This window comes from Capnocytophaga sp. oral taxon 903, from assembly GCF_013394785.1.
GTDB lineage: Bacteria > Bacteroidota > Bacteroidia > Flavobacteriales > Flavobacteriaceae > Capnocytophaga > Capnocytophaga ochracea.
Map to the genome: position 1 here is coordinate 143,048 of NZ_JABXYW010000002.1, position 23,254 is coordinate 166,301.

Annotated in this window: 23 protein-coding genes and 3 tRNA genes; 18 read left to right on the top strand and 8 right to left on the bottom strand. The window is 36.4% G+C overall.

Annotated features, from left to right (window positions below):
• Positions 1-120: 120 nt before the first annotated feature.
• The 3 genes from HW279_RS00690 to HW279_RS00700 all read left to right on the top strand — a co-directional run bounded on the left by HW279_RS00690 (position 121) and on the right by HW279_RS00700 (position 1,993).
• On the top strand, positions 121-681 hold the full coding sequence (locus HW279_RS00690; RefSeq protein ID WP_178957582.1) for a hypothetical protein: 561 nt from the start codon (positions 121-123) through the stop codon (positions 679-681).
• A gap of 16 nt (positions 682-697) precedes the next feature.
• Complete coding sequence (locus HW279_RS00695) at positions 698-1,228, top strand: DUF2247 family protein (RefSeq protein ID WP_178957583.1); 531 nt, start codon at positions 698-700, stop codon at positions 1,226-1,228.
• A gap of 483 nt (positions 1,229-1,711) precedes the next feature.
• The gene (locus tag HW279_RS00700; protein ID WP_178957584.1) at positions 1,712-1,993 is read left to right on the top strand and encodes a hypothetical protein; all 282 of its coding nucleotides are present in this window, start codon (positions 1,712-1,714) and stop codon (positions 1,991-1,993) included.
• A gap of 163 nt (positions 1,994-2,156) precedes the next feature.
• Here HW279_RS00700 and HW279_RS00705 read toward each other — a convergent pair whose 3' ends face one another.
• Positions 2,157-4,046 carry an SIR2 family protein gene (locus tag HW279_RS00705; protein ID WP_255495747.1) on the bottom strand — a complete coding sequence of 630 codons (1,890 nt, stop codon included), beginning with the start codon at positions 4,044-4,046 and terminating at the stop codon, positions 2,157-2,159.
• A gap of 904 nt (positions 4,047-4,950) precedes the next feature.
• On the opposite strand from HW279_RS00705, the gene HW279_RS00710 reads away from it, so the two are divergent.
• From HW279_RS00710 to HW279_RS00780, 15 genes are all read left to right on the top strand, one after another.
• On the top strand, positions 4,951-6,138 hold the full coding sequence (locus HW279_RS00710; RefSeq protein WP_178957586.1) for a leucine-rich repeat domain-containing protein: 1,188 nt from the start codon (positions 4,951-4,953) through the stop codon (positions 6,136-6,138).
• 82 nt (positions 6,139-6,220) lie between these two features.
• The gene (locus tag HW279_RS00715) at positions 6,221-6,715 is read left to right on the top strand and encodes a phosphoribosyltransferase family protein (protein WP_002676355.1); all 495 of its coding nucleotides are present in this window, start codon (positions 6,221-6,223) and stop codon (positions 6,713-6,715) included.
• A 38-nt stretch (positions 6,716-6,753) separates the two neighbouring features.
• Positions 6,754-8,613: an SLC13 family permease gene (locus HW279_RS00720; RefSeq protein ID WP_178957587.1), complete on the top strand. Its 1,860-nt coding sequence runs from the start codon at positions 6,754-6,756 to the stop codon at positions 8,611-8,613.
• Positions 8,614-8,650: 37 nt separating this feature from the next.
• Positions 8,651-8,917, top strand: coding sequence for a DUF6722 family protein (locus tag HW279_RS00725; RefSeq protein WP_048746187.1), 267 nt, complete (start codon positions 8,651-8,653; stop codon positions 8,915-8,917).
• Between the two features lie 21 nt (positions 8,918-8,938).
• Positions 8,939-10,093: a cysteine desulfurase family protein gene (locus tag HW279_RS00730; RefSeq protein WP_178957588.1), complete on the top strand. Its 1,155-nt coding sequence runs from the start codon at positions 8,939-8,941 to the stop codon at positions 10,091-10,093.
• A gap of 127 nt (positions 10,094-10,220) precedes the next feature.
• Complete coding sequence (locus HW279_RS00735; protein ID WP_178957589.1) at positions 10,221-12,053, top strand: DUF349 domain-containing protein; 1,833 nt, start codon at positions 10,221-10,223, stop codon at positions 12,051-12,053.
• 70 nt (positions 12,054-12,123) lie between these two features.
• On the top strand, positions 12,124-12,705 hold the full coding sequence (locus HW279_RS00740) for a non-canonical purine NTP diphosphatase (RefSeq protein ID WP_178957590.1): 582 nt from the start codon (positions 12,124-12,126) through the stop codon (positions 12,703-12,705).
• 5 nt (positions 12,706-12,710) lie between these two features.
• Entirely contained in the window at positions 12,711-13,391 is a 681-nt protein-coding gene (locus tag HW279_RS00745) for an ABC transporter ATP-binding protein (RefSeq protein WP_009410673.1), read from the top strand.
• The gene (locus tag HW279_RS00750) at positions 13,392-14,249 is read left to right on the top strand and encodes a glycosyltransferase (RefSeq protein WP_178957591.1); all 858 of its coding nucleotides are present in this window, start codon (positions 13,392-13,394) and stop codon (positions 14,247-14,249) included.
• A 101-nt stretch (positions 14,250-14,350) separates the two neighbouring features.
• Positions 14,351-14,578 (top strand): hypothetical protein, encoded by a 228-nt coding sequence (locus tag HW279_RS00755; RefSeq protein ID WP_178957592.1) that lies wholly within the window; start codon positions 14,351-14,353, stop codon positions 14,576-14,578.
• 249 nt (positions 14,579-14,827) lie between these two features.
• The gene (locus tag HW279_RS00760; protein ID WP_178957593.1) at positions 14,828-15,013 is read left to right on the top strand and encodes a hypothetical protein; all 186 of its coding nucleotides are present in this window, start codon (positions 14,828-14,830) and stop codon (positions 15,011-15,013) included.
• Complete coding sequence (locus HW279_RS00765) at positions 15,013-16,014, top strand: NAD-dependent epimerase/dehydratase family protein (RefSeq protein ID WP_178957594.1); 1,002 nt, start codon at positions 15,013-15,015, stop codon at positions 16,012-16,014. The genes HW279_RS00760 and HW279_RS00765 overlap by 1 nt, the downstream gene beginning before the upstream one ends.
• Positions 16,011-17,021 (top strand): tetraacyldisaccharide 4'-kinase, encoded by a 1,011-nt coding sequence (gene lpxK / locus HW279_RS00770; protein ID WP_178957595.1) that lies wholly within the window; start codon positions 16,011-16,013, stop codon positions 17,019-17,021. The genes HW279_RS00765 and lpxK overlap by 4 nt, the downstream gene beginning before the upstream one ends.
• A gap of 30 nt (positions 17,022-17,051) precedes the next feature.
• Positions 17,052-17,603 carry a thioredoxin family protein gene (locus tag HW279_RS00775; RefSeq protein WP_178957596.1) on the top strand — a complete coding sequence of 184 codons (552 nt, stop codon included), beginning with the start codon at positions 17,052-17,054 and terminating at the stop codon, positions 17,601-17,603.
• 127 nt (positions 17,604-17,730) lie between these two features.
• Complete coding sequence (locus HW279_RS00780; RefSeq protein WP_178957597.1) at positions 17,731-18,894, top strand: sigma-54-dependent transcriptional regulator; 1,164 nt, start codon at positions 17,731-17,733, stop codon at positions 18,892-18,894.
• Between the two features lie 161 nt (positions 18,895-19,055).
• Here HW279_RS00780 and queA read toward each other — a convergent pair whose 3' ends face one another.
• From queA to HW279_RS00815, 7 genes are all read right to left on the bottom strand, one after another.
• Positions 19,056-20,105 carry a tRNA preQ1(34) S-adenosylmethionine ribosyltransferase-isomerase QueA gene (queA, locus tag HW279_RS00785; RefSeq protein ID WP_009421022.1) on the bottom strand — a complete coding sequence of 350 codons (1,050 nt, stop codon included), beginning with the start codon at positions 20,103-20,105 and terminating at the stop codon, positions 19,056-19,058.
• A gap of 205 nt (positions 20,106-20,310) precedes the next feature.
• Positions 20,311-20,383: transfer RNA gene (locus tag HW279_RS00790), tRNA-Pro, on the bottom strand.
• 106 nt (positions 20,384-20,489) lie between these two features.
• Entirely contained in the window at positions 20,490-22,190 is a 1,701-nt protein-coding gene (locus tag HW279_RS00795; protein ID WP_178957598.1) for a bifunctional alpha/beta hydrolase/class I SAM-dependent methyltransferase, read from the bottom strand.
• A 198-nt stretch (positions 22,191-22,388) separates the two neighbouring features.
• Entirely contained in the window at positions 22,389-22,691 is a 303-nt protein-coding gene (locus tag HW279_RS00800) for a type II toxin-antitoxin system RelE/ParE family toxin (RefSeq protein ID WP_178957599.1), read from the bottom strand.
• Positions 22,669-22,917, bottom strand: a complete 249-nt coding sequence (locus HW279_RS00805; RefSeq protein ID WP_009410662.1) for a hypothetical protein — start codon at positions 22,915-22,917, stop codon at positions 22,669-22,671. Before HW279_RS00805 ends, HW279_RS00800 begins: the two co-directional genes overlap by 23 nt.
• A 74-nt stretch (positions 22,918-22,991) precedes the next feature.
• Positions 22,992-23,077 (bottom strand) — tRNA-Leu (locus tag HW279_RS00810).
• Between the two features lie 24 nt (positions 23,078-23,101).
• Positions 23,102-23,174, bottom strand: a tRNA-Gly gene (locus HW279_RS00815).
• Between the last annotated feature and the right edge of the window lie 80 nt (positions 23,175-23,254).

The following is a 23,254-nucleotide window of genomic DNA, read 5'->3' on the forward strand; positions in this document are numbered from 1 at the left end:
GAAAGATACGAAAAGTACGATTATATCTTTTACGTATATAATACATATCAGGTGAGGATACCAAACAATGAAAGAAAAACTTAAATATCATTAAAAACAGTACTAAATTAAATTGAGGATATGAATATATTTTTAGAAAATGAATTTACTGAAATAGAAAAAGAGTTTGGATTTCATAAAGAGATTGATTGGCTATCTAAAATCGTATATATAGACAAAAAACTAGAACAGTATAAGAAAAATGTAAAGGTAAACATTAGAGCCATTTATATATTGCACAATATTTTGGTAGAAGAAGAATATCCGTTTGAAGAACAAAATAAGATGTCTTATTTTTTGCAAAAATGGTTTTTAGAATCCAATAATAGGTTTCAGAATGATGCTGTATATTTATTTTTTATAGGAAAAATATTATATATTTCAGAATGGTTTTTTGGATTAAAAGATAATACATCAGCTTTTGAATTTCAAGAAAGAGCTTTTGAGATAGAACCTAAAAATATCTTATATGAATGGGGATATGCTCTTGCAAAAAATGAAAAAGAGAGAGTTTATATACTTTCCAAAGCAATATTATTTAAAAATAAGAATATTTTAGATTGGCTAAAACAATATGGATTTGCAGGAAATTATACGATAGAATCTTTGATGTATTGTTACGAGAATTATAATTCTTATTAAAATATTGATATATCAGATGAAAATATTTGACAAAGGTTTTATATTAAACGACTGGAGAGCTGTATATGTAGGGTTAAAAAAACATTGGTTTACTCCTGAAGAAGTACTATCTTATTGTGAATATGGCTATATACTATGTAGTGAGGAAATGTTTAGTGGAATGTATATGTCGTCTGAACTCTCAGATGAAAATCTTTTAAACTTAACAAGAAAGATATATCCTGACCCGATTTGGGAAAAAATTGATGATGATCTTTATGAAAGACAAATAGAAGTAAGTAAGAATTACTATTTATTTTGGGCTGTGGAAAAATTATTAGAAATAGTAGCTCTAGGTAAAGATAAAACATCTAAATTATATGAAGTAGATATGATACATTCAGAGTTTGACTGGCCTATCGAATGGCATAATTTCATATATTATATGCCACCTAAAAAAGGAGAAAAAACAGGAATAGATGCTTTGTATGATGATTTAATAGAATATATAGATAGTTCTACAAAACGATTAATAGAGAGTAAGACTATAGAGCTGAAAAAGATATAATAGCTGAAAGACGAAACTTTGATGCTATGGGGCACGAGTTGGTTCATCTATCTCAGTATACCGCATTAGCAGGGCAATCTGTAGGAATTGTAACTAAAAATTTTATAGATTTATTAGAATATCATGCTTATAGTTTTGAATTTAGTTTAGGGAGTGGTAATGCAGGAGGATTTAACCAACAAGCCATACGTGAATTATATAGGGAATTTCCAAGTTTCTTTAATTCTCTAGGATATATGAGATTTCCTTGGACATTCAATACTAAATTTAGATATCCTTTTTAATTTTTTAAGATATGAAAAAAAAATACTTATATATATATTTCTATATTCTACAATAATTTATTCTCAAAAAGATGAGAATCAAATATTAAAAGTTATATTTGAAGAGATAAAATACAATCCTAACAAAGAGTTTCTCCAATGTGAAAAAGAGAAAATATTTTTCTTACGGGAAGATTATGAAAATGAAGTTAATATTCCATTGAATATTTTAGATGAATTCAAAAAAGTAGCAAAAGAAATAGATGGAAAATACTTAGGAAAATGGTGTTACCCCTGTAAATCCCAATTAAAATGGAGAAAAAAACAAAAAAAGACTTTGATAAGTATATCTCAACCTATTTTTGATACAGAAAATAATTATTGTATTGTTTCTGTAATTATCACAAGAAAAATAGGTAGTGCATCAGGTATGACATATATATTAAAAAGGGTAAAAAATAAATGGAATATCATAGAATATTTAGACCTTTGGATCACATAAAGTATTTTTCGAATAGATAGTTCAAGTACTTACAAACTGTAGAGTTCACTCATATGAACGGACGGTTGTACGACCCTGTTTTACATCGTTTCTTACAACCCGATAACTATGTACAAGACCTAATTCAGCCCTATATTCTTAGGCTAATATTCTCCCTGTTTTTTTACGTATGCTGTTTTAAATTATTAAATGTTATTAAAGCTCTTTTAGAACGGCTTTCAATAATAGGAGATTTTGTTCTATCATTTATTATTTCCTCATAATTTGAAATAAAAGCATCTAATATTTGTGTTGTTATTTCTCCTATCTTAAAAGTTTGATTGTGAATAACTATATCCCCTAAGTTTTGAGTAAAATTCAAATCAAAATTATTTTTGTATGTTGTGTAATCAAAACTTTTTGGTTTTAGAAGAATCTGAGGACTTCTTTTTTTAATCGGCTTATTTTTAAATTTTGCAATAACTATCTCCAAGAGATTATGATTCTTAGGAGTAACATCATTGATATTAATATTAGAAAAGCGAAAATTACCTAATTTTTCAATTTCTTTTAGTTTTTTAAAATAAGCTAAATAGAACTCATTCTTTGGGGATAGAAAGCTTGCCTCTTTCCCAAATCTTCCCTCAAAAGCTCTTTTTCCATCTACATAAATTGAAAAAAGCTGTCTCATTGAGAGATGCTTAATCAATTCAAAGAAAAGTATTTGCTTGGAAATATTACTAATTTCTTTTGATATTGTATAAGAAAATATAGTTTCTATCTCTCTATTTGTTGATGGATAAAAAACGATTTCTAATTTATTTCCATAGAACTGAGCTATTACTTTTGCTTTTCTTTCAATTACATCTAAAGGAATAAGTTTTAAATTTATATCATTAATTTCCTCTCCATTTTCAAAGACGATATCTATTTTTTTGTCGAAACAAGGTAATAAGGTAAATTTTATACTTTTGATATCATCGATATTCCTATAACTAATGCCATTTATATCAAGATTGAAACCTCTTAACATTTCTTTATCAATAGTCATTTCTTCAGAAATATCTCCTATACTTATTAAATCATTTACTTTATTATTGATTTCATCAAAAGATTTACTGACAGAAAACGTCATTTCTATTTTTGTATCTTTTCCTTCTATTCCTGTAAGATTTTTCACAATATTTTTCCCTTTTGATGAATCTACTTCTATTTCCGATTTCAAATCAAAATTACCTATGAACTCTGAATAGACATCAGAAGAGATATATTTATTCTCAAAGTTCTTTGTGATATTCTTTCTTAGATATTCTATGAGCTCTTCAAAGAACTTTTCTCCTGTAAGAGAAATTGGATGTATGTTTGCTTTCTCTAAATTAACTGACTTGATAGGAGAAATATAAGGAGCTACAAAATAGCATTCTTTACCATTCTTTCCTGTTTTATTCTTTATTTTATTAAAAATAACTTCAACATTGGAATCTTCTAAATTGTATCCAATAAATAAGATACTCTTGGTTGGAACTATTCCTTTGATAATATTCCAAATAGTATTTTGTTCTGTGTCATTTTCAAAAAATCTATTATAATCAGATTTTGTTATAATTATAGAATCAGGATCTGATAAATCACCGTGTATTTTGAAAAGATTTACCTTTTTATCATCTATATACGGAGTATGGCTGTCAGAGAAAATTAGATTTAGTTTATTACCATATACGTTTTCAAATAATCTATCATAGTTAGTTGTTATTATATTCCTGAAATGAGGTATTTTAGAAATAATTTTGTGAGTTTCTGTTGATGAAAAATCTTTTGTAAAAGTACTTGTTAGTACCTTAATAATATAATTTCTATTTCCTTTAAGTTTACAAATCTCATCTGTTAAATGAGATAGGTCTGAATTTTTTCTAACTTCTTCTTTCTCTAAAGGAGTTAAGCCTTCGTATAGAATCTCTCTAAGTCGTGCTCCTGATGGTAAACCAGCATACAAAGACAAGCCTGCCCCTGCCCAAAGGACTACCTCACCCTTACTTATAGATTGAAATAGACTTTCTTTATATATGTTTTTCATAGATTCCATAACGATAATTTCTTGTTTTTAACTATCGGAAGTGATTCAAAAAGTATGATAAAAAATGGACAATTACAACAAAATTTGTAATTTTGGTAATAGAATTACATTGTCTTAATTGTCAAGGTGCAAAGATAGTAAAAAGGGGTAAAAAAAATTAATAGGGAATAAAATTATCTTTGAAAAAAATGAAGAATACTGTTGCCAATTTATTGGAAACCTATAAAGACTACCGTTTCTAAAGGTAATAAAACGAAAACACAAATAATAGAAAAGACTCTTTTTTGTTTGATGTATCTTATGTTTAGCTTGTAGGAAGCTTATAAGATAAACGAACAAGGAGTGGGTCTACAGTGGGTCTACAGTGGCTCTACAGTGGCTCTACAACGAAGAAAAGACGAACTATGGACGAAGAAATAACAAATTTAAATTAAGGATATAATGGAGGTAAGAAAGAGACTATTGGGAGCTTTCAGCTTTGGTAAAGTCTGAAACTTTGGTAAAGTGTGTACTGTGAAAAGGGAGTGTAGCGAGGCAAAAACAAAGGTAAGACAGTATGAGCCACATAGGTAGGTGCGAGCCACACGGGCAGTCGTACACGATAGGCAATACGAATTGGCAAATAGGTAGATTAGTGAGAAGAAGTGGAGAAAAATGAAAGGGTTCTGGAAGGAGAAGTGTTTGTATTTTAGACTTTGGTAGAGGTCGTAGGACGACAGAAAGTATTAGACTTTGAAAAGCCATAAGATTTATTCTATCAATAAGGTAATTTAACAATTTGCACTTGATGAAAGAATTGGTGATCTAATAGAAAACCTGTTTTTTCTTGTTTTTTAGCAATATAGTTTGTACTTTTGTCGCGTTTATATAACATTAGGAAAGAATTTTTAATGATTAAAAAACGATGAGAAAAGTTATTCTTATAGCAGTAGCAGTGCTGGTAGCACTGACTGTTAGTAATTGTGGGAAAGGGGGCGATGATGCTCCTAAGGAGCTAAAAACTAAGATTTACGAGAATTTTGAAATTACTGAAGATGGCTCGACATTAGTGAAATGGCTTACTGATGAAGAAACTACCATTGATATGGCAGCAGACGAGATGCTGAGCAAAGTAACTGCTATCTCAGATTATGCTTTTGCAGAACACCGAGAAATAACCTCAGTGACTTTGCCCAAAGGCTTAAAGAAAATGGGGAAATGTGCTTTTAAGAGCTGTTCAAAATTAACTTCGATTGTTATTTCTGAGGGGATAACAAGCATAGAAGAGGGTTCTTTTGCGTTTTGTGAAGGCTTAACTTCGGTTACTATCCCGAGCAGTGTTACAAACGTAGGATATGCGGCTTTCTCCGAGTGTAAGAATTTAGCCAAAATTACTATTCCTGACAAAGGTTTAGTAATCATAGGAGAGCACGCTTTTTCGTGCCCTGCCTTAAAATCGTTTACTATCCCTACTACTGTAACAAGTATAGGGAAAGACGCTTTTTTTAATTGTCAAAAACTTACTTCGTTAGTTATTCCTACTACTGTAAGAAGCATAGGAGAGGGGGCTTTTAGAAACTGTAAGGCTATAACCTCTATAGTAATTCCTAAGGGAATAACAAAAATTGAAGATTCTACTTTTATGAATTGTGAAGCTTTGACCTCGGTTACTATCCCTAATACCGTAACAAGCATAGGTAATGGCGCCTTCAGTTCTTGTATGTCCTTACCTTCTATTGCCATTCCTAATACTGTAACAAATATAGGAAAAAGTGCTTTTAGTTCGTGTTCTGCATTGAAGACGTTCACCTTTCCTGATAATAATAGTATTACTAGCATTGAGAATGATACTTTTTTAGGAGCAGGTTTAACTTCTATTACTATTCCTAATACTGTAAAAAGTATAGGAGATGGTGCTTTAGCTGGATGCTCAGCATTAAAGTCGGTTACTTTAAAAGGAGGTACACCTCCCACCATAAACATTAAAGATTGGTATGGTACTTTTATAAATACTGAGCTTAATGCTATTTACGTGCCTGCTAACAGTGTAGAGACTTATAAAAAGGCTGATGGTTGGAACAAATTTGCCGATAAAATACAAGCTATTAAATAAGTTATCTGATAGATAACCTATTTTTTCTTGCTTTTTAGCAATACAATTTGTATCTTTGGCACATTATATAAAAAAGTATACAATGACACAGATATTAAACCACACTGATATTGAACACAAGATAAGACGGATTGCTTATCAGATTTACGAAACACACCTCAATGAAGAGGAGATTGTGCTGGCAGGCATTAATGGCAATGGCTATGTGTTTGCTGAGAAACTTGCAGTAGCACTTGCAAGTATAGCCCCTCTGAAAGTAGTTTTATGCCAAATTATAATGGATAAGAAGAACCCATTGGCAGGCACTGCTACTTCTATTCCTGCGGAACAATACACCAATAAAGCAGTGATAGTGGTAGACGATGTGCTCAATTCAGGACGTACGCTCATCTATGGGGTAAAACACTTCTTGGAAGTCCCCTTAAAGCGACTTACTACCGCTGTATTAGTTAATCGCAATCACAAGGACTATCCTGTAAAAGCCGATTTTAAAGGCATATCACTATCTACTTCACTGCAAGAACACGTTTCGGTAACATTCGACACAAGTAAGTATAGTGTTGATTTATCAAATTAATAAGCTAATCTGTTCATTTGCTAATTAACTAATTTGTTATGTATACCACTCTTATCATTCTTTTTATATCGGCTTTGTTTTTTATGAGCGGGAAGGTGCGTTCCGATTTGGTAGCTATGTGTGCCTTAGTGCTCTTGGTGCTCTTTGGCATATTAACCCCTGAACAAGCTTTATCGGGCTTTTCGAACAAGGTAGTAGTGATGATGATAGGGCTATTTGTAGTAGGAGGTGCTATCTTCCAAACGGGATTAGCAAAGATGATGAGCAGTAAAATCTTACGCTTGGCAGGCGATAGTGAGGTAAAACTCCTTATCTTGGTAATGCTCGTTACGGCTTTTATTGGGGCTTTTGTAAGCAATACAGGTACGGTAGCCTTGATGATGCCCATAGTGGTGAGTATGGCAATGAGTGGTAACATCAACAGTAGTCGCCTGCTGATGCCTATGGCTTTTGCCAGTAGTATGGGCGGTATGATGACGCTCATCGGTACGCCTCCTAACTTGGTAATCGATGGAGAGTTAGTGAAAAACGGCTACGATAAACTCACTTTCTTTTCCTTTACTCCAGTGGGATTGGTGTGTTTGGCAATAGGACTGTTAGTTTTAATTCCCACCAGTAAGTTTTTTCTCTCTAAAAAAGGTGATTCTAAGCAAGAAGGGAACCGAAATGGTAAATCACTTACTGATTTGGTACGTGAATATCAACTCTCTAACAACTTATACCGCGTATTAGTAGAAGGAAACACTTTATTTATAGGTAAAACGCTCAAAGAAATCAACCTTTCGCAACGTTATCACATTTCGGTATTAGAAATCAGGCGCAAACCTACTTCTAACAATCCTTTTTTCAAAACAGGCAACCAAGAGGTAGTAAATGCTGATACCGTAATTTATGAAGGAGATATTCTTTATTTGCGCGGTAGCTTTGAGTCGATTGAACAAATGAACGCCAAAAATCACTTAAATTTTCTCGACACACACCACCCCGAACAACGCTTGCCTAACGAGTTGCACTTCCACGATATAGGCATAGCCGAAGTACTGATAATGCCTGCTTCGAAATTGGTAAACACCCGCATCAGTGATAGCAAACTGCGCGAACACTTTGGGCTCAATATCTTAGGTATTCAGCGCAAGGATAACTATATTTTGCAAAACTTAAAAGACGAAAAGATGCACGCTGGCGACATACTATTGGTGCAAGGAACTTGGGAGCACATTGCTAAAATGGACGCTGAACGCAGTCAGTTGGTAGTATTAGGGCAACCTCTTGCCGAGGCATCTAAGGTAACCCTCACCCACAAAGCTCCTATTGCTGCGCTAATAATGGTAGGAATGGTAGTCGCAATGATGTTCGATTTTATCCCCATAGCACCCGTTACTGCTGTGCTTATTGCCTCTTTATTGATGGTTATTTCAGGAGCTTTGCGCAATATCGAAGCTGCTTATAAGACGATTAACTGGGAGAGTATTGTACTCATTGCAGGTATGTTACCTATGGCATTAGCCTTGGAAAAAACAGGAGTATCAGCCTTAGTATCGAATGCATTAGTAGGGAGTTTAGGCGATAAGAGTCCATATATACTCTTGGCAGGCGTGTATTTTACCACTTCGCTTATGACGATGTTCATCAGCAATACCGCTACAGCCGTACTCTTGGCACCCATTGCTATTAAAACCGCCTTATCGTTAGGTTTACAGCCTCACGCTTTTATGTTTGCAGTAGCCGTAGGTGCAAGTATGTGTTTTGCTTCTCCTTTCTCCACCCCGCCCAATGCATTAGTAATGTCGGCTGGGCGTTACACTTTTATGGATTACGTGAAAGTAGGCTTACCCCTACAAATCATTATGGGTATTATAATGGTATTCGTGTTGCCATTATTATTCCCATTTCAATAAAAAGTTGTATCTTTGCCGAAATTTTTAAAAGTAAAGAATGAAAAAAAGAATTTCAGATTTTTTGTTAGACGTTTCTAAATACGTATTTGCGGGCTTATTAATCGCTCCACTATTTAACTCAACTTTCGCGTGCAACGATGCTTATTGGTGCGCTTTTACTGTAGCTTTTTTAGCTCTTATAGTAGGACTTTTCCTCTCTAAACAGAAAAAAGGAGCGGTGAATAAAAACAACAATAACAACCGCAACAAAAACTATCGCAAGAACAACAATAGCAGAAATAATACAACTTCTAACAGAGCATAACTATTTCTTCCTCTCAAAACTATGAAAGTCTATTTCGATAATGCGGCTACTACCCCCGTCTATCCGGAGGTAATACAGAAGATGACGGAAGTTCTGATGGATACTTATGGCAACCCCTCTTCTACACACGCCTTTGGGCGTAAAGCCAAGTCGCTTATTGAATATAGTCGCAAGCAAATAGCTAAACAACTGAATGCTTCACCCTCTGAAATTATTTTTACTTCAGGGGGCACTGAAGCTAATAACCTTATCTTGCGCAGTTGTGTGCACGATTTAGGTGTACAAGTTGTCATTTCTTCTCAAATAGAGCATCACGCTGTATTGCATACCTTAGAGGTATTAGCCAAAGAATATCCTATAAAAATAGTTTACGTAAACCTTACTAACAAAGGGGTCGTAGACCTCTCTCATTTAGAGTACTTGCTCCAGCAATATACTGAAAAAAAGGTATTGGTGAGCCTAATGCACATAAACAACGAAATAGGGAACATTTTACCTTTAAAAGAAGTAACTGCACTCTGTAAACAATACAATGCTTTTTTGCATTCAGATACCGTACAGTCTGTGGGGCATTACCCTATTGATTTGGAGGAAATCCCTGCCGACTTTATCACGGCTTCAGCTCATAAGTTTCACGGACCTAAAGGAGTAGGATTTGCTTTTATTAGAAAAGGTATTGCGCTACACAGCAGTATCACAGGGGGTGAACAAGAAAAAGGCTTGCGTGCAGGTACCGAAGCTGTTCACAATATAGTAGGAATGGAAGTCGCTTTTAGTCTATCATACACTAATTTAGATAGAAACACTGAAAAGCTCAAAGACCTGAAGCGTTATTTTATCAAACAACTCAAACATCATTTCCCAGAGGCGGTATTTAACGGAATGTCTGATACTTTAGACGAAAGCAGTTACACCATTGTTAACATAGGTTTTCCCTCATTGAAAAACCAAAATAGCACTCTGCTTTTTCAGTTAGACTTAAAAGGCATTGCTTGTTCCAAAGGGAGTGCTTGCCAGAGTGGAAGCGTGCAAACCTCTCACGTACTATCAGCTTTTTTACCTGAGAAAGCACTACAATATCCCTCGCTCAGATGCTCTTTTTCCATCTTTAACACAGCAAAAGACGTCGATTTTCTTATCGAAAGCCTTAAAGAAATCTCCCATAATAATCACTGATAATAAACTACTTACATTTCTATCACACATTAAGCAGAAAAATATTTACAGAAAAATAATAGGTAATTCAAAATATTGTTGTAATTTAGTAGCGTTTTTAAACAATAGTTGCATTTAAATCTTAGATATGTCAGAGGAAAAAAACACATTAGCCATAGAGGATAACCGCGAGGACAACCGTTTAGAAGATGCGTCATTAGTAAACTATGAGGCAATGTCTCTTAGTGAATTAACCAAAGAACTAAAAGAACTACTCCAAACTGAGAAAACCCAAGCTATCAAAAAGCAAGTGGACGCTATTCGTTATGAGTTCGACAAAAAATACGACGCTCTTGTAGAAGAGAAAAAAGAAGAGTTCATAGCCGACGGAGGAGAATTGTATAATTTTTCTTACGAAATTCCTGTTTATAGAGAATTCTACACCGCTTTCAACGATTATCGCGAAAAGCGCAATCAATACTATAAAGAGATTGAGAAAACCTATAAAGAAAACCTTGCTAAACGCCGAGAAATCATCGAAGAACTCAAAAGTCTTCTCAATGCGGAAGAACATTTGGGTACTACCTTCAAGCAGTTCCAACAATTGCAAGAGCGTTGGCGCAAAGCAGGAGCCGTCTCTAATGCCGATTATGAGGATTTGTGGAATACTTATCACCACCACGTAGAGAACTTCTATGACTTTATCCACCTCAGCAAAGACTTGCGTGACATCGACTTTAAGCGTAATTTAGAAGAAAAACTAAAAATTATTGAGCGTGCCGAAGCACTTGCCCAAGACGACGTAGATGCTCTCATTGCCTCTCGTGAGCTACAAGTGTTACACCGTGTTTGGAAAGAGGAAATAGGTCCCGTAGATAAAGAACACCGGGAGAGCATATGGCAACGTTTTAGTGAACTTACTAAGAAAATACACGACAAACGCCAATATTACCTCAAAAACTTAGATAAGATATACGAAGAAAATGCAGTGAAAAAGCAAGGCATCATTGAGCGGATTAAGAAACTCGGTGAGAAAGAGCCTACTACTCACAGTGCTTGGAAACAGCTTTCTAAGCAAGTAGAAGATTTACGTCAGTCGTTTCTAAATGTAGGAAAAGTACCTTTACAACAAGCTGATGAGGTATGGAAATCTTTCAATATAGCTTTACGTGCTTTTAACAAGAAGAAGAACCAATTTTACAAAACACTCAAAAAAGAGCAACAAGAGAACCTCACTAAGAAATTAGCCTTATTAGAAATAGCAAAAGCTAACCAAAATAGCACTGATTGGGAAACTACCACTGAACTGATGAAGAACATTCAGAGAGAGTGGAAAGAAATAGGAAGCGTTCCTCTTAGAAATACCGAAAAGATTTGGAAGGAATTCAAGAGAGCTTGTGATACGTATTTCAGTAGATTTGCTGAGACTATTCAGCATTCTAAAAATAAAGAGTCTGATGCGCTTGAACAAAAGAAAGCCTTTTTGGATAAGCTGAAAGAATATCAATTAGGCACCGATAGAGATAAAGAGATAGCAACCTTACAAAACTTTGTGAATGAATGGAATGCTATAGGAAATACTCATCATTCTAAGAGAACCATCGACATCAAATTTCATAAGATTATTGATGCACTGTACAAGAAACTCAATTTTGATAAGCAAGAAATTGAGCTTATCAAGTATAACAACAAGTTAGAACGACTTATCAACGATGATAACGAGAACTCCCTTAACAATGAGGTGATTTTTGTAAGACGTCGTATTGATGAACTCAAATCGGAGATACTACAGTTAGAAAACAACTTAGCTTTCTTTGGTAATATCGACGAGAAGAACCCATTAGTACGCGATGTGATTAAGAACATCAACAACCAAAAAGAAGCTCTTAAAACGTGGGAAAATAAACTTCGTGAGCTAAAGCATTTGCAAAAAACACAATTAGCTGAAGCCTCTGAAGAAAAAATAGAAGAAAAGGAATAATTTTATTGTTTTCATATTTAGAGAAGAGGTTATGCTTGCTAAGTAACCTCTTTTCGAGTTTTATATCTGTATGAAATTAGTATTTGCTACCCATAATCAGCATAAATTAAAGGAAATACAAGCCCTTTTACCTAAAAATATCGAACTGCTAAGTTTGAGCGACATAGGGTGTGATGACGATATAGCGGAAACTGCTACTACTATTGAGGGCAACGCTTTGCTGAAAGCTCAATACATCAAAGAGCATTATCATTGCAACGTTTTCGCCGATGATACAGGCTTAGAAGTACAGGCTTTAAACAATGCTCCTGGGGTATATTCGGCACGGTATGCAGGTGAGCACAAAAGCGATGCAGACAATATGTATTTGCTACTAAAGAATATGGAAGGAATCTCACACAGAGAGGCTCAGTTTAAAACGGTTATTGCTTTATGTTTAGATGGCTCTATATATACTTTTGAAGGTATCGCAAAGGGACGTATAGGCACTACCCCTATGGGCACTAACGGTTTTGGGTATGACCCTATATTTATTCCTGAGGGTTCTGACCAAACTTTTGCCGAGATGACCCAAGAAGAAAAGAACCGTATCAGCCACCGTGGGAAAGCCTTTGAAAAGCTATTACATTTCTTAAACCAAAATATTCAGTAAGAAAAATGAGTTTATTAGAGATTAAAAATATCAAACGAGATTTCAGATTAGGGTCTGAAATACTGCACGTACTGAAAGGCATCAACCTATCTATAGAGAAGGGAGAATACCTTGCCCTTATGGGACCATCGGGCTCTGGTAAATCTACTTTGATGAACATCTTAGGGTGCTTAGATACGCCTACCTCAGGCGAGTATATTCTGAACGGTAAAGACGTAAGCAAGATGAGCGACTCGGAATTAGCCGACATTCGCAATAAAGAGATAGGCTTCGTATTTCAAACCTTCAACCTAATGCCACGTACTACCGCTTTAGACAATGTAGCTTTGCCTATGGTATACGCAGGCGTTAAGAAAGAAAAACGACACGAGCGCGCTAAAGAAGTACTGAAATTAGTGGGATTAGAAGACCGTATGCTTCACAAACCCAATGAACTATCAGGAGGGCAACGCCAAAGAGTAGCTATAGCGAGAGCTTTGGTAAACCACCCTTCAATTATCTTAGCCGATGAGCCTACTGGGAACCTTGACTCTAAAACTTCTTATGAAATAATGAACCTTTTTGACGAAATCTACCAAAAAGGGAATACTGTTATCTTGGTAACCCACGAAGAAGACATTGCTCGGTATGCCAAACGTATTGTCCGCTTAAAAGACGGACTTATAGAAACTGATAGCGCTAAGTAAATGAATATCGGAATTATTATCCCTGCTTATAACGAAGCTGAAAGCATTGGTGTTACTTTGCAATCTCTGCTGAATCAGACTTATCTTCCCTATCAAATTATAGTAGTAGACGACGGTTCTACCGATACCACTGCTGAGGTAGTGAACCAAATTGCTACCCAATATCCCGTAGTACAATTGGTGCAACGCAGTGAGAAAGGTGAACACCTACCAGGGGCTAAAATAGTGCAGACTTTTAACTATGGGCTCCCTTACCTAAAAGAAGCCGTAGAGGTGATTTGCAAGTTTGATGCCGACCTCATCTTCCCTAACAACTATCTCGAAACAATGTGCCAGCAATACAATGAAAATCCACAGTTGGGAATGTTTGGGGGCTTTTGTTATATTGAGAGAAATGGCTTTTGGGTACTTGAGAATCTCACTAATAAAGACCACCTAAGAGGTGCTGTAAAATCTTATCGGAAGGCGTGTTTTAAAGCTATAGGTGGACTTAAAATAGCAATGGGTTGGGACACTGCCGATGAGCTTTTGGCGCGCTACCACGGTTGGACAGTACAAACTGACGATACTCTTCACGTAAAACACCTACGCCCGACAGGTGCTGGCTATAAAAGCAATGCCCGTTATCTGCAAGGAAGCGTTTTCTACCGTCTGCGATACGGTTTCTTCCTCACTTTACTCGCTGCCATAAAATTAGCCATAAGAAAACGCAATGGTAAACTCTTCTTAGATTATTGCAAAGGATTTTATAAAGCTAAACAAGAAAAACAACCTTACTTACTCACTCCTGAAGAAGGTAAATGGGTAAGACAATACCGATGGAAAGGGATTTTCAGTAAAGTAGTGAAAAAAAAGTAATAATATCAAAAATGCCAATAATGCCAATAATACTAAATCGATAATGATGCGAAGTCGTAGCACGACAGGCAACTAAACAAAGAGTAACCAAATAAAAGACGGTGCGAACCGCAAGGGCAGATAAACAAAAGACGAGCAAAAGACGAACAAAAGACGAGCAAAAGACGAACAAACAACGAACAAAAGACGAACAAACAACGAACAAAAGACGAACAAACAACGAACAAAAGACGAACAAACAACGAACAAAAGACGAACAAACAACGAACAAAAGACGAACAAACAACGAACAAAAGACGAACAATGAACGAACAATGAACGAACAATGAACGAACCTAAGTAGAAGGTAAGTTAAAGCTAAGATAGACATAAAAAGAGAGTTATTAATAGATTTCAACTTTGCCGAAGTTTTGAAATTTTAGCAAAACCCATACTGCAAAAGTAATAGTATACAAAGAATACTTCTACCCCACTCCTAATTAAAGGCTCTCCTGTTATTTTTATGCATCAAATGGCATATTTGGCAAATAATTATTATCTTTGCCCCGACTAAGAAACTAAAAAAACAAGGTTCAAGAATGATAAAACACAAGTATGGCAGAACACAAACCAGTTTGCCCACTGAAATTATTGAACTACTGAGCGACCAAGAGAGTAAAGAATTGGTATGTTCTATTCTTGACCCCTTCGAGTTCTACGACGAAAAAGATTCGCCTATGGCTCTTAAACTTATCAATGAACACATTCTTTTAGACGAGAAATAATGATTTTAGTAACTGGCGGAACAGGGCAGATTGGCAGTCGTTTACTTTTTCACCTTACCCAAAACAAGGCGCATAAAGTAAGGGCTATCTATCGCAGTACCCATTCGTTAGAAAAAATAGAACAACTTTTTACAAAAGAATCTCCTAATGGAGCGGAACAATTTCGCTCTATTGAGTGGGTAGAAGCCGATATAAATAACATTCCTGCGCTCGAACAAGCGTTTGCGAATGTTTCTTTTGTTTTTCATTGTGCAGGCTTCATTTCTTTTCAGCCTAAGGATTTTGCTCAGCTCATCAAAGTGAATGTGGAAGGAACGGCTAATATCGTAAACTTGTGTATTGATTTTAAGGTAAAAAAACTCTGTTATGTGAGCTCTGTAGCTACCCTTTCGGCTTTGCCTCACACACCTATTGATGAGGAAAACGACTGGAATAGTGAGGACAATAACACTGATTACGCTATCAGTAAGAACGGTGGTGAGATGGAAGTATGGCGTAGCTCGCAAGAAGGATTACCAGTGGTTATTGTAAATCCTTCAGTGGTGTTGGGTGCTGATTTCTCCGAACAAGGCTCTGGCTTGTGGTTTAAAAAAGTAGCTGATGGACAGAAATATTACCCCACAGGGGGTACAGGTTTTGTCGCGGTAGACGATGTGGTGCGCGCAATGATTGCCTTACAATTCTCCGAAGTTACGGGAGAACGCTTTGTGCTGAATACGGCTAACCTTACTTATCAATCACTTTTTGAGAAGATAGCCAAAGGATTAGGAGTGAAAGCTCCTACTAAAAAGATTTCTCATAAAGTATTGCGTCGTTTCGCACGTTTAGACGGTTTTTTGAGTTTCTTTGGTATTAAAAAACGAGCACTTACCCTCCAAACAGCTGATGCTCTTGGCTTAATAAGGACTTATAATGGTGATAAAATTAAAAAGTTTGTTGATTTTCAATACAGCGACATTGATGAAGTAATCCAAGAGATTTGTGCAAAATATCCGCTATGAGAAAATGGTTTAAATATCTTTTTAAAATACTTCTTTTCCCCTTGGCGTGTTTGTATGGTGCAATAGTTCGCCTGCGCCATTGGTGCTACAACGTGGGTATCTTTAAAGAACATACTTTTGCCGTACCTACTATTTGCGTGGGCAATGTAGCAGTAGGAGGGACAGGTAAGAGTCCAATGGTAGAATACCTCATCAGGCGATGGCATAAACAACGCAGAGTGGGCGTACTCAGTCGTGGTTATAAACGCAAGACAAAGGGTTTTATATTAGCTACTGAGACTTCTACGGTATTGGATTTAGGTGATGAACCTTTCCAATTTTGGTGGAAATTTAGGGATTTTATCTTAGCCGTTTGTGCCAACCGAGTAAAAGGTGTAGAACGAATGCTCGCCTTGCCTGCACCTCCTGAGCTCATTATATTAGACGACGCTTTCCAACATCGCCCCGTGAAAGCAAAAATCAACATAGTGCTCACCGCTTACGGACATCTGTTTACTGACGATTGGTTGCTGCCTATGGGACGACTCCGCGATGTAGTAAGCCGAGTGCAACAAGCCGATATAGTGGTTGTAACCAAATGTCCTCCCTCATTGTCAGGAAAAGAACGTACTCAGCTCATAGCGCATTTACAGAAGCATTGCCTTTGTCCTATCGCCTTTGCAACCATTGCCTACGATAAACAAGTATTTTCAGAGAAGGAAAACATATCTTTGACGACTTTCATTCAAGAACCTTTTACTTTGGTAACAGGCATTGCCAATCCGAATCCGCTACTCACATTCTTGAAAGAACAAGGAGCAGATTTTCAGCATTTAGCTTTTGCTGACCATCATCATTTTACTAAGAGAGAAATACAGCAATTGCAAGGCAAGAGAATTCTCACCACTGAGAAAGACTACGTGCGCCTGCAACCTCATCTGCAAGACTTGTACTACCTGCCTATCGCAATGCAATTCCTCACCCCCACTGATGAACATACATTTGGCACGGTTTTTGAAAATCTATAAACACGAAATAATTACAAACTTTTATTCAGTATGACAAGAAAACTCATCGCTATTGTAGCTTTTGTTTTGGTAGCTACTGCTACTCTTGAAGCTCAGGAAATTAAATGGATGACTTTTGACCAAGCTATTGCTGCTCAAAAGAAAAAACCTAAAAAAATATTTATTGACGTATACACTAATTGGTGTGGACCTTGCAAAATGTTAGCTAACAACACCTTTAAAAACAAAGACTTAGTGAAGTATGTAAACGATAATTACTACGCTGTGAAGTTCAATGGTGAAGGTAACGAAGTAGCGAACTACAAAGGACAAAAGTTTGAGAACAAAGGCTATGACCCCGCATTGGCTGAACGCCGTAACGCCACACACCCACTTACCGGTTATATGCAAGTACAGGCTTACCCAACAATGGTGTTCTTAGACGAAAATAACGATTTGATAACAGGTGTCACTGGCTATATGTCGCCTACTCAATTAGAACTCTACTTGAAGATGTTTAACAACAATGATTACAAAAAAATCACTACTCAACAAGAGTTTCAAGTATATCAATCGAAGTTCAAACCTACATTTAAAAACTAATAAATACACTTTTTCATAAACACACGTCAAAAACTCTTGGCAGAATGTCAAGAGTTTTTTATTTTTTTACTACCTTTGCGGGGTAATTAGCAGATTATCCAAATTGGCAAATGGAAAGATTGAATTTATGGCAAAAATACTCATCATAGAAGACGAATCGGCAATTCGCCGTGTGCTTACCAAAATATTGGTAGAAGAAAGCAAAGAGTACGAAGTAGAAGAAGCAGCTGATGGTGTAGAAGGCGTTGAGAAACTCAAAAAAGAGGACTACGACTTAGTGCTATGCGACATCAAAATGCCTAAGATGGACGGTATGGAAGTACTCGCTGAGGTCAAGAAACTCAAACCCGAAATCCCCTTTGTGATGATATCAGGTCACGGCGACCTCGAGACAGCAGTAAACGCAATGCGCTTAGGGGCTTACGACTATATCTCAAAACCACCCGATTTGAACCGCTTGCTCAACACCGTGCGCAATGCTCTCGACAAGAAGAAATTAGTAGTAGAGAATAAACACCTCAAAAAGAAGGTGAGCAAGAGCTATGAGATGATAGGAGAAAGTGCACCTTTGCAACAAATCCGTCAGATGATAGAAAAAGTAGCGCCTACCGAAGCGCGTGTGCTTATCACGGGCTCTAATGGTACAGGTAAAGAGTTGGTAGCTCACGCCATTCATTACCAAAGCGAGCGCAGTGAAGCTCCGATGATAGAGGTGAACTGTGCGGCTATTCCTTCCGAACTGATAGAAAGTGAACTCTTTGGGCATATCAAAGGGGCGTTTACTTCGGCGGTAAAAGACCGTGCAGGTAAGTTTGAGGCTGCTAACAATGGTACTATTTTCTTGGATGAGATAGGCGATATGAGTCTCTCTGCCCAAGCCAAAGTGTTGCGTGCCTTGCAGGAGAACAAGATTACCCGCGTGGGAAGTGATAAGGACATCAATGTAGATGTACGTGTAATAGCGGCGACCAATAAAGATTTAAAAAAAGAAATAGCCGAAGGTCGTTTCCGTGAGGATTTGTACCACCGTTTAGCAGTAATTCTCATCAGAGTACCGTCACTTAACGAACGCAGAGACGATATTCCACTACTTATTGATTATTTTTCAGCAAAAATAGCCGAGGAACAAGGTATTAGTCCGAAGAAATTTAGCAAAAAAGCAATAGAGCTTCTTCAAAAACAAGATTGGACGGGTAATATTCGCGAACTGCGTAATGTAGTAGAGCGACTCATTATCTTAGGAGGCAAAGAAATCTCAGAAGACGATGTAAAAGCGTTTGCGGGAAAATAGTGCGAACTGCACTGCCACTTTAAATTAGGAAATAAGTAAGCGTTACAAAATCTTACCGATTAACTATGAACAAAATATAATTCCTCTCTATAACTATTCAGAAATAAAAAATGACGGCAAGGAGTTCTCTCTACCGTCATTTTCTTTATATATAACCCTTCTTATAGAATAAGCATCGCATCACCGTAAGAATAGAATTTATATTTCTGCTCTACGGCTTCTTTATAAGCACGCATAATGAGGTCGTGCCCCGCAAAAGCCGAGACCATCATTAACAAGGTAGATTTAGGAGTGTGAAAGTTGGTAATCATTGCATTGGCTATACTAAAATCATACGGAGGAAAGATAAACTTATTTGTCCAACCGTCAAATGGATTTAGGAAACCATCAGATGAAACTGAGCTTTCCAACACGCGCATTACGGTAGTTCCTACCGCACATACACGCTTCTTATTCACCTTAGCTGCATTAATGATTTTTGTTTGACTTTCAGGAATGTGTATCTCTTCACTATCCATTTTGTGTTTAGAAAGGTCTTCTACCTCTACAGGATTGAAAGTTCCTAACCCCACGTGCAAAGTTACTTCGGAAAAGGTAATACCTTTTATTTCCAAACGTTTCATCAAGTGTTTAGAAAAATGCAACCCCGCAGTAGGTGCAGCAACGGCGCCTTCGTATTTAGCATAGATAGTTTGGTAGCGTTCTTCATCTTCAGGTTCTACCGGACGAGAGATGTATTTAGGCAGAGGTGTTTGCCCTAATTCTGTAAGATGTTGGCGAAATTCTTCATAAGTACCATCGTATAGGAAACGAAGGGTGCGACCGCGAGAGGTAGTATTGTCTATTACCTCGGCTACCAATTCAGCATTTTTGCCAAAATAGAGTTTATTGCCTATCCGTATCTTACGAGCGGGGTCTACAAGTACGTCCCACAAACGTTGTTCAGCACTGAGTTCACGCAACAAAAATACTTCTATCTTTGCCTTTGTTTTTTCTTTATTCCCATACAAGCGAGCAGGAAATACTTTAGTATTGTTCAGTACAAACACATCTCCATCGTCAAAATAGTCAATTACATCTTTAAATAGTCGGTGTTCGATCTCTCCTGTTTTACGATGTATTACCATTAAGCGTGCTTCGTCGCGGTTCTCACTGGGATACTCAGCTAATAGCTCTTTAGGAAGTTCAAAATTAAAGTTTGAAAGTTTCATATATTTTCTATATAATAATCATCAGTTTATAAATGGTATCCTAACTTTTATGCTGAATTTAGAACAATCCATATTGCTCTCCACCATAAATATCCGTAGATATACATTCAAGAAATAGACGCTAAAGAAGGGTAAAATAGAGATATAATAACAAAGGAAGATATACCTTATTCATTTCAAATAGCTATTGTATAAAAAGAAAAAGTCGGGATGACTGGACTCGAACCAGCGACCACACGCACCCCATACGTGTACGCTACCAACTGCGCCACATCCCGATTTTTAATTTCAGAGCGCAAAATTACTACCTTTTACAGAAACTACCAAATAAATAGAATAAAATATTTTGCAACAATGGCTATTTATTTGATATACTGAAAAGTCCTATTTTTCTATCTTCCCTAATGAAACTGTAAAGATTCCAAAATCATCTATCAGCATATCCTGCTTTTGCACTCCATTAAGAGAAAATATCCCGTCTAACTCTCGCTGACTACGGCGACGCATCACCCAATCTTTCTCTTGATGACTTTTTAGTACAAAGGCTATCGTTTTGAGTTGTGGGTGCCACGGCTGTCCTGTATAAATCAAAAAACCGTTTTCTGAAATCGACACAACTCCCTTTACCGCCTCATTAGCTAATTTATTATCACCAAAAAGTTCAAAAATACCAGATATGATAGTGATATTAGGATTATAGTCTAAACTTGTGTAGTTATCGGCTTTAAAACAATTGTAATTAGTGAATCGTATATCTTGAAAGCCTCTTTCTCTGACGGTTTGCTCCCCTTTTTCTATATTAGCTGGTAAAAACTCATTGATGACAATCTCTACCTCTGGGTGCTTTTCTTTGATGTCAAACAAATAATTACCTACTCCTCCAGCAATATCAAGTATCTTTACTTTTTTCCCTTCGGCTTGCAAAGCTTGTATCGCTTTATCTACTTGCTCCAATAAGTGTGCTTTGCGTATACGTATGCCTCGCCACCCAATGGCATTGAGATAACTTTTGTCTATCAGTTTACCTATACCCCATTTCCCTTGAGGAATATTCTTGTAAACGTAATCCATTGAAGCTCCTGAATCAAATCCATATTCCAGTCCTATCGCCATTCCGCCACTGAGGTGTCCTAACTTACTCAGTGCCCATTTCTGAAATCGGTAATAGTACTTTTCTCTATTGGGGATAAGCTCATATTGCATTATTTCATACTCTTTTTGAGTAAAAGTATCGGGTTTCAAAAAAGGTGATACAAGAGGTGTTTCAAAAGCTCTACTGATAAACTGTTCAAGTAGTTTATATACCTCTTCTCTGCCTTGCTCAAACAAAATGCCGTGGTGGAATCTGTCTAAGGTAACAAATTCTTTTATTTCAGAAGATAAGTTTACATAGAATTGCTTCTGCTGCTTGTTAATCACCACAAAGTCTTTTTCAGCTGAAAGCAATAGTGTGGGAATAGTAATAGCAGCAGCATCTTCGACCAATCGCTTGCCTGCATTAGCTAAATCTATAAGCAGTTTGCCGTTAATAGACCGCGTGATAAACCTATCGGTATCATAAGCGCGTTGCTGTTCAGGGTCACGAGTGAGCATTTTAGACTTAACATAACTCTTCACAACAAGATTAGATTTCACTTTTAGTGCTAATTCTATAGCTTGCTTGGCTAAGGGAACTATTAAATTGATTTCAAAAGCAGGTGCTAAAAGTGCCATTCCAGCAATACGTGGAGCAAAATCGTGTACCCAAGCCGATACAATCACCCCTCCTATGCTGTTGGCTACTACAAAAATATCCTCTTCTTGCACGTCGTATTCTTGTTGCAAAAACTTAGCAAAAGCATCTAAATCTCGTACTGAATCCATAAAAGCAGGCGATACTGAAGCTTTAGTATGCCCGTGTCCTCTCATATCAAAAGCAAAAATATTATAGGACGCAAACAGCGGGTGCGTAGCAAATTCCTGTAAGCGCTCACCATACTCGTGACCGCGATGTATTACAATAAGTGTTTTTTGTTGAGGCTTGTAATTCCATTCGTAGAAGTATAACTCTGCCCCTTGATAACTGTTGAAAAAACCTGTATTCATTATCTTGTTATTTTGTTGTGCAGGCAAAGGTACGCTTTTTAATAATAAAAACAATAAAAATGAAGGATAATTACTTCATTAAATTAATATTTAAGAAGTATATAATAACAAAAACATCTCTACCTCTCTTCATAAGTAGTGATTGAAGATTGTATTCATAAGGCTACCTAAACAAAAATTAGATAGCTTTTTATTCTTTTATTCAGGGTATTTGCTAACATCTTGGTATGTATTAAACACCCCTTTAATGATAATTTCTCTTTCTATATCATCTACTACATAGAATACAATGTAAGGGTATTTCTTCATAAGAACACCTCTTAAATTATCTTTGTATATTCGCTGAAAAGGGAAGTGCTTTATAAAATACAAGATTTTTACAAACTCATTGATAAAGTTCTCAGCTACTCTATCATTAGCAACTTCTTGGTAATAGTTGATTGCACTCTCAAGCTCAGACTCAGCTCGTACTGTATTACTAATTTTGTAAGGTAAGCCCATATTTAGATGCAAGTCTATTAACCATTACATACGAATCTTCACATTGGTCAAAAGGAGTGTTATCAGCTTCCAACTCTTCCAAGTATTTCATTAATCTTGGCGTCATTTCAATAGGCTGAGGTATGTCCTCTTCTTGAATGATAGAGACATTTAAAGACTTTATAAAATCTTTTATTGAATTTAATTTATCTACATCAGAGGTAGCAAAGGTTACAGCTGTTTCCATAGTCAAAATATTTTTAAAGGTTACATAAAAGCAAAAAATCACTACTTCTCTTCGTAAGTAGTGATTGAAGATTGTACTCGGAGCGGGACTTGAACCCGCACAGGCATTACTGCCCACTGGATTTTAAGTCCAGCGTGTCTACCGATTCCACCATCCGAGCCTTCTATGATAAACATAAAAAAAGAGCGAAAAACGGGGTTCGAACCCGCGACCTCAACCTTGGCAAGGTTGCGCTCTACCAACTGAGCTATTTTCGCTTATTTCTTTTCCAATAAATTCGCAACTGGCTTTTCCTTTATTTGCGGTTGCAAAGGTACAACAATTATTCATTCCTGCA